The 14652-nt window shown below is 45.4% G+C and carries 12 protein-coding genes; 3 read left to right on the forward strand and 9 right to left on the reverse strand.

Annotated elements, in window-relative coordinates:
• Positions 1-45 precede the first annotated feature (45 nt).
• The 7 genes from ABVN36_RS10795 to ABVN36_RS10825 form a co-directional block, all read right to left on the reverse strand.
• Entirely contained in the window at positions 46-345 is a 300-nt protein-coding gene (locus tag ABVN36_RS10795) for a helix-turn-helix transcriptional regulator (RefSeq protein WP_001097216.1), read from the reverse strand.
• Positions 346-697: 352 nt separating this feature from the next.
• Positions 698-1624 carry a hypothetical protein gene (locus ABVN36_RS10800; protein ID WP_000262423.1) on the reverse strand — a complete coding sequence of 309 codons (927 nt, stop codon included), beginning with the start codon at positions 1622-1624 and terminating at the stop codon, positions 698-700.
• Positions 1625-1635: 11 nt separating this feature from the next.
• Positions 1636-3192 carry a TnsD family Tn7-like transposition protein gene (locus ABVN36_RS10805; protein WP_001324699.1) on the reverse strand — a complete coding sequence of 519 codons (1557 nt, stop codon included), beginning with the start codon at positions 3190-3192 and terminating at the stop codon, positions 1636-1638.
• Positions 3193-3232: 40 nt separating this feature from the next.
• Complete coding sequence (locus tag ABVN36_RS10810; RefSeq protein WP_001049180.1) at positions 3233-4681, reverse strand: ATP-binding protein; 1449 nt, start codon at positions 4679-4681, stop codon at positions 3233-3235.
• A complete protein-coding gene (locus ABVN36_RS10815) occupies positions 4681-6804 on the reverse strand; it encodes a transposase (protein ID WP_000351437.1) in 2124 nt (707 codons plus the stop codon). The genes ABVN36_RS10810 and ABVN36_RS10815 overlap by 1 nt, the downstream gene beginning before the upstream one ends.
• Positions 6791-7633, reverse strand: a complete 843-nt coding sequence (locus ABVN36_RS10820) for a TnsA endonuclease N-terminal domain-containing protein (RefSeq protein WP_000090707.1) — start codon at positions 7631-7633, stop codon at positions 6791-6793. Before ABVN36_RS10820 ends, ABVN36_RS10815 begins: the two co-directional genes overlap by 14 nt.
• Before the next feature lie 142 nt (positions 7634-7775).
• Positions 7776-8978: an NAD(P)/FAD-dependent oxidoreductase gene (locus tag ABVN36_RS10825; protein ID WP_023138191.1), complete on the reverse strand. Its 1203-nt coding sequence runs from the start codon at positions 8976-8978 to the stop codon at positions 7776-7778.
• A gap of 230 nt (positions 8979-9208) precedes the next feature.
• Here ABVN36_RS10825 and pitA point away from each other — a divergent pair, with 230 nt between their 5' ends.
• Positions 9209-10705, forward strand: coding sequence for an inorganic phosphate transporter PitA (gene pitA / locus ABVN36_RS10830; RefSeq protein WP_000902764.1), 1497 nt, complete (start codon positions 9209-9211; stop codon positions 10703-10705).
• A gap of 139 nt (positions 10706-10844) precedes the next feature.
• Here the strand turns inward: pitA and uspB are convergent, their stop codons facing one another.
• Positions 10845-11180, reverse strand: a complete 336-nt coding sequence (uspB, locus tag ABVN36_RS10835) for a universal stress protein UspB (protein ID WP_000626193.1) — start codon at positions 11178-11180, stop codon at positions 10845-10847.
• Between the two features lie 387 nt (positions 11181-11567).
• Between uspB and uspA the strand changes: the two genes are divergently transcribed.
• Positions 11568-12002: a universal stress protein UspA gene (gene uspA / locus ABVN36_RS10840; RefSeq protein WP_000323565.1), complete on the forward strand. Its 435-nt coding sequence runs from the start codon at positions 11568-11570 to the stop codon at positions 12000-12002.
• A gap of 324 nt (positions 12003-12326) precedes the next feature.
• Complete coding sequence (dtpB, locus tag ABVN36_RS10845; RefSeq protein ID WP_001098275.1) at positions 12327-13799, forward strand: dipeptide/tripeptide permease DtpB; 1473 nt, start codon at positions 12327-12329, stop codon at positions 13797-13799.
• A 91-nt stretch (positions 13800-13890) separates the two neighbouring features.
• Here the strand turns inward: dtpB and rsmJ are convergent, their stop codons facing one another.
• Positions 13891-14649 (reverse strand): 16S rRNA (guanine(1516)-N(2))-methyltransferase RsmJ, encoded by a 759-nt coding sequence (gene rsmJ / locus ABVN36_RS10850; protein WP_079818069.1) that lies wholly within the window; start codon positions 14647-14649, stop codon positions 13891-13893.
• Positions 14650-14652 lie beyond the last annotated feature (3 nt).

Here is a 14652-nt window from a genome sequence, read left to right on the forward strand (position 1 = left end):
GGGTTAATCTTGTTGAAGAAAAATTAGACCGGGAAGCGCCAGGCGTCACCATTTCTCCCGCCTGGCTGGAAGTGAAGAATAATTGTGCATAGCTCCGTATTCGGGCTTTGCATCTGACAATGGTTCCCTGGATGAAAGTACGATCTCCACTCCAAGGACGCTGAACACCCTAAACAAACGCTCAAAACCCGCACTTGCAGGGTTGGCCTCTAGTCGGGCATAAGTTTGCTGTGTTATACCCAAACGTTCAGAAACATCTTTTTGCGTCAGTCCATTGGCTTTGCGAAAGCCGATTAAAACAGGACGTAACTGATTCAAAGTCTTCAAAGCGTATTGAGTGTTCATAAGTGACCTTCCGTATCGACGAGTTAACAAGCATAACGCAGGGATTTACAGCATATAGGCTGTAATGCTCATTAACAGACTATAGGCTGTAATACGAATCCTGCCAAGATGCGGCATCTTTCAAATACAAGGCCGTATTGGGTAAGCAGTACACCGTTATATAGCACCCCTTGCCCCTTTGCTGGAGAGGGACCCACGTGATCGCAGGTCTTTTAGACGTTGTTGCTAACCGGCATCATACACAGGTGGTAACCCCCAGGGAAACTCTATGAGTGATAATTTATTCCTGCCCCAGTCAAAATATAAAACCTTATCTAACTAGCTTTCTTAGTATTTTATAAATGAAGTGAAATTAGCGAAGAAGTTTTACATTGTAAAGTGAGCAAAAATATTTACCATTCAACTGGCAAAATTTACAATCTGCAGCCCTTAGCCTGAGAAAATGCACATTAACAGAATAATCATCAAGTCCGATAGAGGCATAACTTACGTCCTCAAAAATATCAGAAATAAATGAGTTGAAATTACAAAAATTAACTTCACTTAACATCTTGAACACCGCAGAAATATATCTATCATGCATTATCTTGACTTCGATAACCTTAGATAAACTTGAATGCGACTTACATTTGAAGAGATCAAAGAGAAAGTAAATCAGCATATTTTTATTGTCCGAAATCCATTTTAAAATTTTATTACGTGCACATGGTAATATATACACTGGATTTTTGAAAGGGTTTGAAACGTCAACCACAAGGGAACAATAACCATGAGGATTTATTCCACTTATAATTAAGTCACTAAGTCCTTTCACTGCATTCAAATAGTTATCAAAACAAACCTCATATAAACTGGTACTATGAACTGCACATTTAGATTCAAACAACCATCTATGACGCAGATAACCAATGCCTTTAGAGTGTATATCTTCAACAATACATTTGTGACAGTAACGAATGTTTGAGATGTTTACCAATGGATATGAATTAGTTATGTGAAAATTTTTCCGACAGGCATCTTCAACAGCGTTAAAATACCCGTAAACACCAGAAGATAACGACACTATATTGGAAGTTAGTATATAACCATTTCTAGTGGCAAGAATGTCATATATATCCTGCAAGCTATGCAATTTGTACATATCAATCAGTTCGAAACGAGGAAAGGCATCGTACCTTAGTGCGCCATGCTTTGATATTATGTTCCTGCAATTGGATAAGTTATACATTATCTGTGAACGCAGAAGAAAACTGTGCCACAATTCATTTTCGTAAACCATATAACTCCCTCTTATTTAATTAGTTCCATTTTTCTGAGAAGTATCATTGTCATTGGTAGTTTATCTCTGTATTTCAAAAGCCAGCCATGCCCTCCCAGTAAAGCATCTAGACTTGTAAGTGACATCGAGTACTGCCCCTGAGATAAAACATCATTTATTAATGATGATGAGATAATATCTCTCTCGCTCCAGTCTACTCTTTTATTTTTATAGCATCGTATTGTTTTAGGAAGACAGGAATTAAGCCAGTCACATTCATGTTTATTTAGCCAATAGAAACTTGCATAACAACTTTCTTTGACTAACTTTCGTGTTATAGAAACGGATTGATTATGTATAAATCTTAATATTTTCTGCTTATGACGCCGTCTTAAAGAATCTTTTTTACATTTTTTACGCCATGAGCATAAACCGTAACAAGATGAAATTACAGAGGATACAGCTCCTTCCGATAATGAGTTTTTCTCAGCTATGGATGCCAGACTAAACCCCCTTACAGCCATAGACTTGATAAGCAATTCAGTGAATATATTAATTTTTGTGTTTCGCTTAAACGCCCTCAGGTATTTTTTATAAATAAGTGTTTTAATGTAACATCTGCTGCGACTAAATTCCTTCCCAAGGTTGCTAACACTAGTATTATTTTCAACTATATGAAAACTGTATTTCTTATGACTTTTAAAGATTTCTTTCTTTTTATTAGTACGACTTCCTGCATACGTTGGCCAGCAAGTATTTAACAAACAATAACAAAGCAAAAGATGCTTTGTGGGATGCTGACAACATTTGTCTTTGAGTATAGGCTCCCAGTAATGATAATCAGTTAGGGATGTTGGTATAAGTCCCGATGAACCCTCCCCAAATAACTGGCACTTAGCATAAACATGTGCGTAGAATACATTTTTCTTTAAATTTCCATCCAATGATAATAAATTCAACTTTTTAAGTACATCCATGTAATTGGGGTGTGTAATATCTTTTCTTCTGATTATATTTAGGGACTCATAACAAAACTTAGCAAAATCGAAGTCTATCTCATTGCTAAGTTGTTCTGTATACGAAACAGGAGGCATCAGTCCAATACGTATGTGCGGTGAAGAAGGGACATGGATGCTTTCAAGCGCTACCGGATGCCGATGGCAGGTTGTAACCCCATGAAGCTGATGCGCCAGATGCCAATAAGTAACACCATAATGAAAAGTATCTTCACGAGCGCAAACCGGGCAAAACTTCAATAGTGTGCGCTGCCCTAGTGAAAAATTACTAAGGCGGCACAATCGATTAAGCCTGGCAGGGGTCGTGTTGAAATCCATAATTTCATTACGACTGATTGGTAGTGCCCAGGCAAAAAGAGGGAGTAAAGTCTGTTCATGCCAGAGCTGATCTGCACTTTCGGATGTATGAAGAGAAATAGCCTTTAATCCTGAATTGAGAATTGGATGGACGTTCATATCAGGTTTGTTGAAAATGATCGTTAACAGAGAAGATGGGGACATACCGTACACGGTAGTTGTCCGACAAAACCGGCTGAACAAGGATTCATCAGGCAAAACAGGCAACATTCTCATTTCCCACACCTCTCTTTGACCGTTACGAACTGTTACCTCATTACAATTTATTAAGTGGATCTATATTTATAAGCCCGCAACGCTGAAGAGCATCGTAGGTATTTTTCTTTTCAGCTGTTCTGTTGATAACAAGATCGTGGTCAAGAGACAGTATTTTCTCGTCGAAATTGCGCAAAACCTCGTCTATTTTTCCTACGAATTCCTTGTGCTGTGGCCTGTCTATATCCCCAGGGATCAAAGACTTTAGGGACTTCTCTGCCATGATTTTAGCCGAAGCATCACCCTCATTAGATGCAGAGAGCCATTTAGCTTCCTCATCTTCAGTCGCGGCCCCCGGGAGTGGAGTATCCTTATATTCCTCCGTATGACTCACGAGTACCGGTACAGAGGCCGACAAGACTGCGCCAGTGATGATTTCATTGCCGCTACCGATAACCTTTAATTGTGCCCCCCGATAAATCATCTGAGCCAATCCAATATTGCCTTTAGATAAAATGAATAATTTTTCGTTTAACTCATCATTTAATGGAGTTTCAACATTTGTCCATTGTAATGGCCATAAATAATGAATAAACGATTGCCAGTCTTGTGAATCGTATCTAACATTCTTAATTTTCATGTAACCACCAGACTCTGCCCGCCTGGCAATTCTCATTTTCTTTGTCAGCGTCTCGTCAAAAGGATGATTTCCACAAAAAACCATAGATACCCCCATGGAATCTACAATTTCATGTAAAAAATCAATCAACTTACTCTCACCCCCGGTTCTTGAAAATTTAAGCCTCTGCATTTCATCAATAACAAGGATACCCAAAAATGATGATTTAATTCTTTGTGCAATCTGGCGAGCCAGAGCACCATTTCTAATCTCAGGTGTAGTTCGTTCAATACCAATTGCATCATCTAATTTTTGTAAAATCTCTTCACAAAGGTCTCTCACACTTGAATTGTATGGACAATTAATCTTTACCCATACAATTTGCTTACTGAAGCCGGGAAAAACTCCTTTATAGCTGCTGTGTTCTATAATCTGAGGGAAATGATCCATGACTTGCTCAATCATGGTAGTTTTTCCAGAACCACTCATTCCAACTATCGTAATAGTTTCAGCCTGGGATTTAAAATATCCACTTTCTGGCTCAATATCAGGACGCTCATTTCCATAGTAATGAAGATATTGAATTGTTCCGCTTTTTAAAGGATTACGAGCTGCATAGCTTTCCCTAAGTGCCCGTAAGATCATCTTATAAGCCTGGATAAGATTGGTTTGAGGGCAACGGAATTTCTTTATACGTTCGACATACTGCTCTCTAACATTCGCCGGGGCAGTCCAGCGGATTTTTTCGTCAATTTCGGGGAAATAACTCATTTCCAGAAGTACTTCATCTTCCGTAAGCGCTTCAGGAAGTGCTTCAATTAAGGGATTGCCACGATACTCAGGTAACTCCTGTTCTTTATATATCGCTGAAACGCGCCGTATAAGATTCATTATTCTGCGTCCTCAGTCTTCTTCTTACCTTTTAACCATCTTTGTTTCTCCTCCCGGCCAGGCAAAAGCAGAACATTACTGGATGAAGGAAGTAGGGGTTCAGATCTTCCATTAGCAACATGAGTTCGCCCTAATGAATCAAGTTCATTTTTCCTGTTCTTTTTAATATCTTTACCATGTACCCGGCGAGATTCGTATATTTCATTTAATCTTTCGTTACCTTTCCTGTTAAATTCATCTTTATTATTGATATTGCTGAGCGAATCCAGAGTAAATAAATTAATTTCTTTTTGAGTATCTACCCAATCAGCCATTACATCTGTATCAAGATGAGCTTTCCCTTTAAATACATCTCTTTTCTTAAGTAGGTAATGTTTTTTGAAAATGCTATTTTTGTCAAATCTTACATATATATAATCTACGCAATTGTCATCTATTCTTGCTTCACAAGTGGTTCTTCCAAATACTCTGACACCTGATGCAATTTCAGGATCACATTCATAAAAAAGATTATTGTACTGAATCCCACCGGCGGTAATGTTAGCGTTCACAGGGATTAACAATCGTGCGATCACTTCGTCGGCCCCAACGGCTCTTGCGCTGAATCTCCCGTGCTTTAAGCTTATCATCCAACTATTTTTTGGTGATATTACGAGATCATTTTCAATCAGTAAGGGATTGATATAAGCCAGTTCCTCATACGTTCTCTGATTATGTGCAAGTATCTCCCGAATCAGTAAAGACGTGACCTCCTGAATCGTTAAACAAGCCCTGGATTGCGGTGTTGGCTCTCCTTTAACAATCTTTCCCCTTCGTGTTGTTCCAATAAGCCTATGAATAACCTCATCATTCAGAATGCCGAAACAGCGTTCAACAATGCTTTTTCTGTCGCCTCTACCGACTGGCGCAAACTCAAGTTTTGTCAGGGGGGTCATCTCTTCCTGAGGTTTAAGACCAATCATCTCCCCGTTGTCACACATCAATGTTAATGGAATGTGAGAACAAGGCCAATCATCATCAGTAATAGAGATTCCAAATAATCTACAATATTCTTTTTTTGGCATAAAGCAATTTGCTAACGCTTGTCGGGCGGCTCGCCATGAAGCATGGTATAAAGAAACATGAAGGCCAACAATCATTCTTGTTGCACGATCCACCACTGTATAAATAGTAGGACGCCCAATGACTTTTCGTCTGTTTAAACTCGAAATAAGATGTACATCAGCGACAGTTGAGTCTATTTCGAAAACATCACCCGGCAAAACAGTTGTATTAGCCACACTACCTAAAAGCGCCCGCATTTTGAGGTCTATTTCTTTTTTCGTGTTCTTCTTATTTATCGAGAAATCTTTAGTGAAGAGTTTTTTATTCCAGTATGAAAATTGTTTTAAAGAAGGAACATATGGAGCTCTATTTTCTAGGTTTGCTGTTTTAATTTCATCCCTAAAATACAAATCAATATGTCTCTCTAATGTTTTCTTTATCGTATCTCCGTTAACTTTATAATGATACGTAATGAGAGATTTTCTAATATTATTTATATCTCTTTCATTAAGAATGAAAACACGTGATCGTTCATTAGGTAATGCTCTGTTTTTTTTGGAATTCCCAAGTTTAATTTCATGTTTGATTCTACTTTTCCCAGCGGCGCCACAGTTCGAGAATGCGGGTAGCAATGCATAAATATCCTGCCCATGTCGCCAATACAACGCCAGAAGCGTTCTGATAGTATATTGTGATATTTTTTTATTTCTTGAGTAATCCATTAAAAGGTGCGACTTTTTATGTAATGCATAGTCGAACAGAAACATTCTGTCATCTACAAGATCTTTAATGATATTGTAATTTTCATCTCGCCTTCCTCTGTCTTTATCTGTTAATTCTTTCTCATCTACTAACATATATGAAGGATATATATAATCTTTACAAGTTATGCTATTTGATTCAATATAATATTTAAACATTGAAAATGAGAAAGGGATTGGCTTACCCGTTCTTTCTGATTTTATTTTAAACAAAATTAACAAATCGACCTTTCTGTCAAAATCCAAAACACGGTAAAGTCCCTCTGCAAGCAAATCAGTGCCTTGAGAGAGCCAGACTGAATTCCTAATAATATCCATTTGCGTTCAGTCCTATATAGTGGTCATTGGAAATTATCTTTATCAGACCGGTTTCGAGTATTGGATATGATAAATCAACATTTATCATTTTTAATCCAATCATTGCCTGCAATAACATCATCGCTTCTTGTGCATCTACCCCAAAGATTGATGAAATCATTGCACGTAGTCCTACTATGGGATAAACATCTGGTTTAAGCTTCCATAGGATTTTATCAAGAGGATATTTATCATAAAATTCAGAACCATCTCTTAATACAGAAGTAGCCCAGCAAATGTTTTTACCGACGACGTTATTGAGTTCCGAGCCAACATAAATTTGAAACTCAACATCAATCAACTGCCAAAACATCCTCTCTATTTCAAGTTTTTGGGCTTCGCGTTCAGGTATGCTCTCGTTATGTTTTACTGCTATAGCTTTGTATCGAAGTCCGCCTTCAGGAGTTCTCAAGGTCAGTAAAAAATCGGTTGTCATAACATTCAGAACTTCGACAGGTACTCCTCTTACTCCCCTCACCATAGGATGTTGAAAATGTAGATGATTTGCTATTTGTTGGGTAAGCCGGAGAGGAAAGAGTGGGAATTGTTCCCGGATATCAATCACCGAGTCATTAAACTCAGCCAGATAGAAAAAGTTACTTTCGACAGAAGAAAGGAGATGATGGTTTCGAAACGTCTTAAGGCCAAAGACTATCGAACGGTTTCCACGGGATTTAACGTCCTGAGCTCTAAGCCAGGGCTGATAACTTTGGCCATAGCCCACTCCTATGCCGTCACCTAGCGCATTTTCATAATCCAAATAGGATTTGAGACGCCTACCCCTAGCCATGATCGTACCCTAAAAACGACATTGATACGTACCTATATGTGCATTTTATAGTCTCCAACCCTATAACCACACATTCAGTAAGTATACAACATTAGCGTCGTTTTTTGAGAATGGTTACAACTTTAGTGCTTTGTGTACAACTTTATTGTCCTCGGACAGCCGCCAAATCCTGCGCGCAGGCCCAGGCGCTCGACCACGCCCACTGGAAGTTATAGCCGCCCAACCAGCCGGTGACGTCCATCACTTCGCCGATAAAATAGAGACCCGGCACGCGGCGCGCTTCCATAGTCCGCGATGATAGTTCGTTTGTATCCACACCGCCCAGCGTCACTTCCGCTGTCCGATAGCCTTCGGTGCCGTTAGGCTGCACTTGCCAGGCTGTAAGCGTGTCAACCAACGCCTGCTGGTCACGAACGTTCAACTGTCTGAGCGATACATCCGGGATCTGCCCCAACTGTTGTAAACACTCCACCAGCCGTTTCGGCAGATGCATCGCCAGCGTGTTCTTCAGACTCTGGTTCGGATGCGCGTTACGCTGTTCATTGAGAACATCTTCCAGCGAGAGGTCCGGCAATAAGTTAATGCTCACTAACTCGCCCGGTTGCCAGTAGCTGGAAATCTGTAAAACGGCGGGGCCGGACAGCCCACGATGGGTAAAAAGTAGGTTTTCCCGAAATACCGTGCCATTGCGGGCGGTAATCACGCAGGGCACAGAGACGCCAGACAGCGTCTGGAGCTGTTCTAACAGCGGCTTATGTAGCGTAAAGGGCACCAGCCCGGCGCGCGTCGGTAACACCTTGAGACCAAACTGTTCGGCGATTTTATAGCCAAACGGCGATGCGCCAAGCCCCGGCATCGACAGGCCGCCGCTGGCAATCACCAGCTTTTGCGTAGTCACCGTCTCGCCGTTCAACGCCAGTACGAAACCCGACTCATCACGCTCGACGCTCAGTACCTCGCTACGCAGGCGCATCGTTACGCCGCCTTTGTCGCACTCGGCAACCAGCATATCGACAATGCGTTGGGCGGAATCATCGCAAAAAAGCTGTCCCAGCGTTTTCTCATGCCAGGCTATCCCATACCTGCCGACCAGATCGATAAAGTCCCACTGGGTATAGCGGGCTAATGCTGATTTGCAAAAATGGGGGTTCTGGCTCAAATACGCGGCAGGCTCAACATAAAGATTAGTAAAGTTGCAGCGCCCGCCGCCGGACATGAGGATTTTACGTCCTGGCTTCTTGCCATTATCGATGAGCAGCACGCGGCTACCCGCATGTCCTGCCTGCGCGGCGCAAAACATGCCCGCTGCGCCAGCGCCTATAATAACGGCATCAAACCTTTCCACGTCGCCTTCCTCTCTCAAATTCGGGCGGGAATTGTAAAGTTTCCTCAGTGGTCGCACCAGCGCGAAAAGCGCCTGAAAATGGTATTTATCTGAAATATATAAGATAATTCTTTAGTGATATCAAACAAAGCACGAAGTACATCAAAAAAAGTCTATATTTCACTTTGCCCGCGCCGCCAAAGTCACTGATAATGCGCCGCGTTCATGTCCTCAAAATGGCGTAACGTCCTATGCTACATTTGTTTGCTGGCCTGGATTTACATACCGGGCTTTTATTATTGCTTGCTCTGGCTTTTGTGCTGTTCTACGAAGCGATTAACGGCTTCCATGACACAGCCAATGCAGTCGCAACCGTGATTTACACCCGTGCGATGCGTTCGCAGCTGGCGGTTGTCATGGCGGCGGTGTTTAACTTTTTTGGCGTTTTGCTGGGGGGTCTCAGCGTGGCGTATGCCATTGTGCATATGCTACCAACGGATCTCCTGCTCAACATGGGTTCCGCGCACGGCCTCGCTATGGTCTTTTCCATGTTGCTGGCGGCGATTATCTGGAACCTCGGCACCTGGTATTTCGGGTTGCCGGCGTCCAGTTCCCACACGCTGATTGGCGCCATTATCGGCATCGGTTTAACCAATGCGATGATGACCGGCACGTCAGTGGTGGATGCGCTTAACATCCCGAAAGTTATCAATATTTTCGGTTCACTCATTATCTCCCCTATTGTCGGTCTGGTATTCGCCGGCGGTCTGATCTTCTTGCTGCGCCGCTACTGGAGCGGTACTAAGAAACGCGCCCGTATCCACCTGACGCCAGCCGAACGTGAAAAGAAAGACGGCAAGAAAAAGCCGCCGTTCTGGACGCGTATCGCGCTGATCCTCTCAGCTATCGGCGTGGCGTTTTCGCATGGCGCGAACGATGGTCAGAAAGGCATTGGCCTGGTCATGCTGGTGCTGATTGGCGTCGCGCCTGCGGGTTTCGTGGTCAATATGAATGCCTCCAGCTACGAAATCACCCGTACGCGCGATGCTATCAACAATGTCGAAACGTACTTTGAGCAGCGTCCTGACCTGCTGAAAGCCGTCACCGGCGTTGACCAACTGATTCCCTCTCCGGAACCGGGCGCGACTGAACCGACTGAATTCCACTGCCATCCGGCTAACACCATTAACGCGCTTAACCGTGCGAAAGGGATGCTGGCAAACGTGGAAAGCTACGACAAGTTAAGCGTTGAACAGCGTAGTCAGTTGCGTCGCATTATGCTGTGCATTTCCGACACGACCGATAAAGTCGTGAAATTGCCTGGCGTAAGCAGCGATGACCAGCGCCTACTGAAAAAGCTGAAGACCGATATGTTAAGCACCATTGAGTATGCGCCGGTGTGGATCATTATGGCAGTGGCGTTGGCGCTGGGTATTGGTACGATGATCGGCTGGCGTCGCGTGGCGACCACTATCGGCGAGAAAATTGGTAAAAAAGGCATGACGTATGCGCAGGGAATGTCGGCGCAGATGACGGCGGCAGTCTCTATCGGTCTTGCCAGCTACACCGGTATGCCAGTTTCTACCACTCACGTACTCTCCTCTTCAGTGGCGGGAACCATGGTCGTTGATGGCGGCGGGTTGCAGCGTAAAACCGTGACCAGCATTCTGATGGCCTGGGTATTTACGTTACCGGCGGCGATTATTCTTTCCGGCGTGCTGTACTGGCTTTCCCTGAAGATTATTTAAGCCAAATGGGCCGGATAGCGCTGTCGCTAATCCGGCCTGTCAGGATGAAACGACACAGGCCTGACAGGCCGCTACAAGCGGCGTCATCCGGAGGCTTATCTAATACGAGCGGGTCAGGAAACTGGCCCGCTTTTTTTATTCAGTGCCAAATCATGAGCGCAATCAAGCTCACCACCACCAAACCGCATAACGCGCTGGTCAGCAGAAACTGGCGGCGCACGCGTTCACAACGGCGAATAAATTCTTCATCATGATGATCGCGATAGCGCTGAGCGTAGATATACCATACCAGGCGCACCTGTTTGTTGGGCTGACCATGCGTGGTAAAGAAGCCGCCGCCATCGACATATTGATAGAGCAAAGGATCGCAACCACGAAGTACCACTAACAGTGCGCGTAGCGATGAGAAATAGCGCGCCATATTAACAATGCAAACGACACATAAAGCCCAGAATAGTGAGACGGTGCTTATCATATCTCCTCCCCGGCGACCCGCCCACGGAGTTCCTCTCCGGGACTACCGCTCCCCGATACCCTGCCAGACAATCAGTGAAAGAGTACTACGAAAGCCGTCCATATTAGCGCTCCGCATTCGAACGGCTCTTATACACATTGTAGGAGATCAGTTAATTTTTTTACCAGAAGGTTAATCACTATCAATGCAATTCCCTGAAAATTTTGTTTAACTAACTGGCAAGCAAGGCAGATTGACGGATTATCCTGGTCGCTATAATGTAAGGATAGTTATGGTAAACGGCTGAGCTAGCCCCGCGCATAGAGTTCGCAGGACGCGGGTGACGCGGCGGCATAAGAAACGCCAGTAGCTCAATGGTCATCGACAACTTATGGAAGGAGTAACACTATGGCTTATAAACACATTCTTATCGCAGTTGATCTCTCCCCGGAAAGTAAAGTTCTGGTTGAAAAAGCGGTCTCTATGGCGCGCCCCTACAACGCGAAAATCTCCCTCATCCACGTTGACGTGAATTATTCAGACCTGTACACCGGTCTGATTGACGTCAATCTGGGCGATATGCAGAAACGTATCTCCGAAGAAACCCACCACGCGCTGACCGAGCTGTCTACCAACGCTGGCTACCCTATCACTGAAACCCTGAGCGGTAGCGGCGATTTGGGCCAGGTGCTGGTTGACGCCATCAAGAAATACGATATGGATCTGGTCGTTTGCGGTCATCACCAGGACTTCTGGAGCAAACTGATGTCTTCTGCGCGCCAGCTGATCAACACCGTTCACGTTGACATGCTGATTGTTCCGCTGCGCGACGAAGAAGAGTAATACTTGCCGTGCCGGCTGGCGGCTAAGACCGCATCTGGTCTATAGTCAATCAGGTTGGCCTGAACCATCAGGCAAATTCCGGCTCTCAACAACAACGCCCGCTTAGGTGGGCGTTTTGTTTACCCCCCCTTCTTCGCAGTACTCAGTACATCATTCCATCACACCAAACATAATTAGTGTGATCCACTAATTAGTTTGCGTATCATTTGTATAATAACCTATTGATCAGGCTAATAACCGCAGTCTATATCAGGGTAAGTCTTTTCGGCGCGTTTTGATATACGCGCTCATACGTTTCGGGATGGCATTAAAAGGCGAAGGAATATGAATACAACTGCACCTACGGGCTTGCTGCAGCAACCTCGTCCATTCTTCATGATCTTTTTTGTAGAATTATGGGAACGATTTGGCTATTACGGCGTCCAGGGCATCCTGGCGGTCTTTTTCGTTAAACAATTGGGTTTTTCTCAGGAACAGGCCTTTATTACCTTTGGCGCTTTTGCGGCGCTGGTTTATGGCCTGATCTCCATCGGCGGCTATGTTGGCGACCATCTGTTAGGGACTAAACGCACCCTGGTCCTGGGCGCGATTGTGCTGGCGATTGGCTATTTTATGACCGGCATGTCGCTATTAAATCCCGATCTGATTTTTATCGCACTGGGTACGATTGCCGTGGGCAACGGGTTATTTAAAGCCAATCCCGCCAGCCTGCTCTCTAAATGCTATCAGCCTAAAGATCCCCGGCTGGATGGCGCTTTCACCCTGTTTTATATGTCGATTAACATCGGTTCTTTGTTATCGCTATCGCTGGCGCCGGTGATTGCCGATAAATTTGGCTATGCGGTGACCTATAATCTGTGCGGCGCTGGTTTAATTGTTGCGCTTCTGGTGTACTTCGCCTGCCGTGGCATGGTGAAAAATATCGGTTCTGAACCGGATCATAAACCGCTACGTTTTCGCAATTTGCTGCTGGTACTACTCGGCACCGTCGTCATGATTTTCCTCTGCGCCTGGCTGATGCACAACGTTAAGATTGCCAATCTGGTGCTCATCGTCCTTTCTATCGTCGTCACTATTTTCTTCTTTCGCGAAGCGTTTCGTCTGGATAAAACCGGCCGCAATAAAATGTTCGTGGCGTTTATTCTGATGATTGAAGCCGTTCTGTTTTACATTCTGTATGCGCAGATGCCTACCTCGCTGAACTTCTTTGCGATTAATAACGTGCATCATGAAATTCTTGGATTCGCCATTAACCCGGTGAGTTTTCAGGCGCTGAACCCATTCTGGGTGGTCGTCGCCAGTCCGGTACTGGCAGCGATTTACACCCGACTGGGTAGTAAAGGCAAAGATCTGACTATGCCGATGAAGTTTACGCTCGGTATGTTCCTCTGCGCACTGGGTTTTCTGACCGCCGCCGCCGCCGGGATGTGGTTTGCCGATGCGCAAGGATTGACGTCGCCGTGGTTTATCGTGCTGGTGTATCTGTTCCAGAGTCTGGGCGAGCTGCTGATTAGCGCGCTGGGGCTGGCAATGGTCGCCGCTCTGGTGCCGCAGCATCTGATGGGTTTTATTCTGGGAATGTGGTTCCTGACCCAGGCCGCCGCCTTCCTGCTCGGCGGTTATGTGGCGACCTTCACTGCCGTACCGGAAAACATCACCGATCCGTTGCAGACGCTGCCCATTTATACCGGCGTCTTTAGCAAAATTGGTCTGGTAACACTGGCGGTCACCGTGGTGATGGCCATTATGGTGCCGTGGTTAAACCGAATGATTAATACGCCAGGTACCGAACAGTAATACTCAGTGCCGGATGCGGCTTACGCCTTATCCGGCCTACAAATAATTGAGAATCGTAGGCCCGATAAGCGCAACGCCATCGGGCAATCCGTTACTCCGTCAGAGGGGTTCCGGCATAAATATCAAACCGATGCCCTTTGGTAACGATGGCGTTGGGCGTCGCGACATCCGCCAGCGGCGGCGCATAATCGGGGCGTTTGACCACCACGCGTTTGGTCGCCAACTGACGCGCCGGCTCCAGCAGTCCGTCGGCGTCGAGATCCGGCCCCACCAGCGACTGAAACACCCGCATCTCTTTCTTCACCAGCGCGCTTTTCTGCCGGTGAGGAAACATCGGATCGAGGTAGACCACCTGCGGGCGCGGCGTGATATCGGTTAACGCCGTCAGGCTGGAAGCATGAATCAACTGCAAACGCTCCTGAAGCCAGCCGCCAATATCCGCATCGGCGTAGCCGCGCGTCAGACCGTCATCGAGCAGCGCGGCAACCACCGGGTTACGCTCCAGCATCCGCACGCGGCAACCGACGGACGCCAGCACAAACGCATCGCGCCCCAGTCCGGCCGTGGCATCAACCACATCCGGCAGATAATCGCCTTTGATACCAACGGCTTTCGCCACCGCTTCGCCGCGCCCGCCGCCGAACTTACGTCGATGGGCCATCACGCCGCCGACAAAATCGACGAAAATGCCGCCGAGCTTCGGTTCGTCGCGCTTGCGCAGCTCCAGATGTTGCGGCGTCAATACCAGCGCCATCGGGTTGTCTTCGTCATGCTCCAGTCCCCAGCGGGCAGCCAGAACAGATAAGGCGCCGTCTGTGGCGCCCGTTTCATCCATTAAGCAGATTTGCACGTA

The organism is Salmonella sp. SJTUF15581, assembly GCF_043356775.1.
Taxonomy (GTDB): Bacteria; Pseudomonadota; Gammaproteobacteria; order Enterobacterales; family Enterobacteriaceae; genus Salmonella; species Salmonella enterica.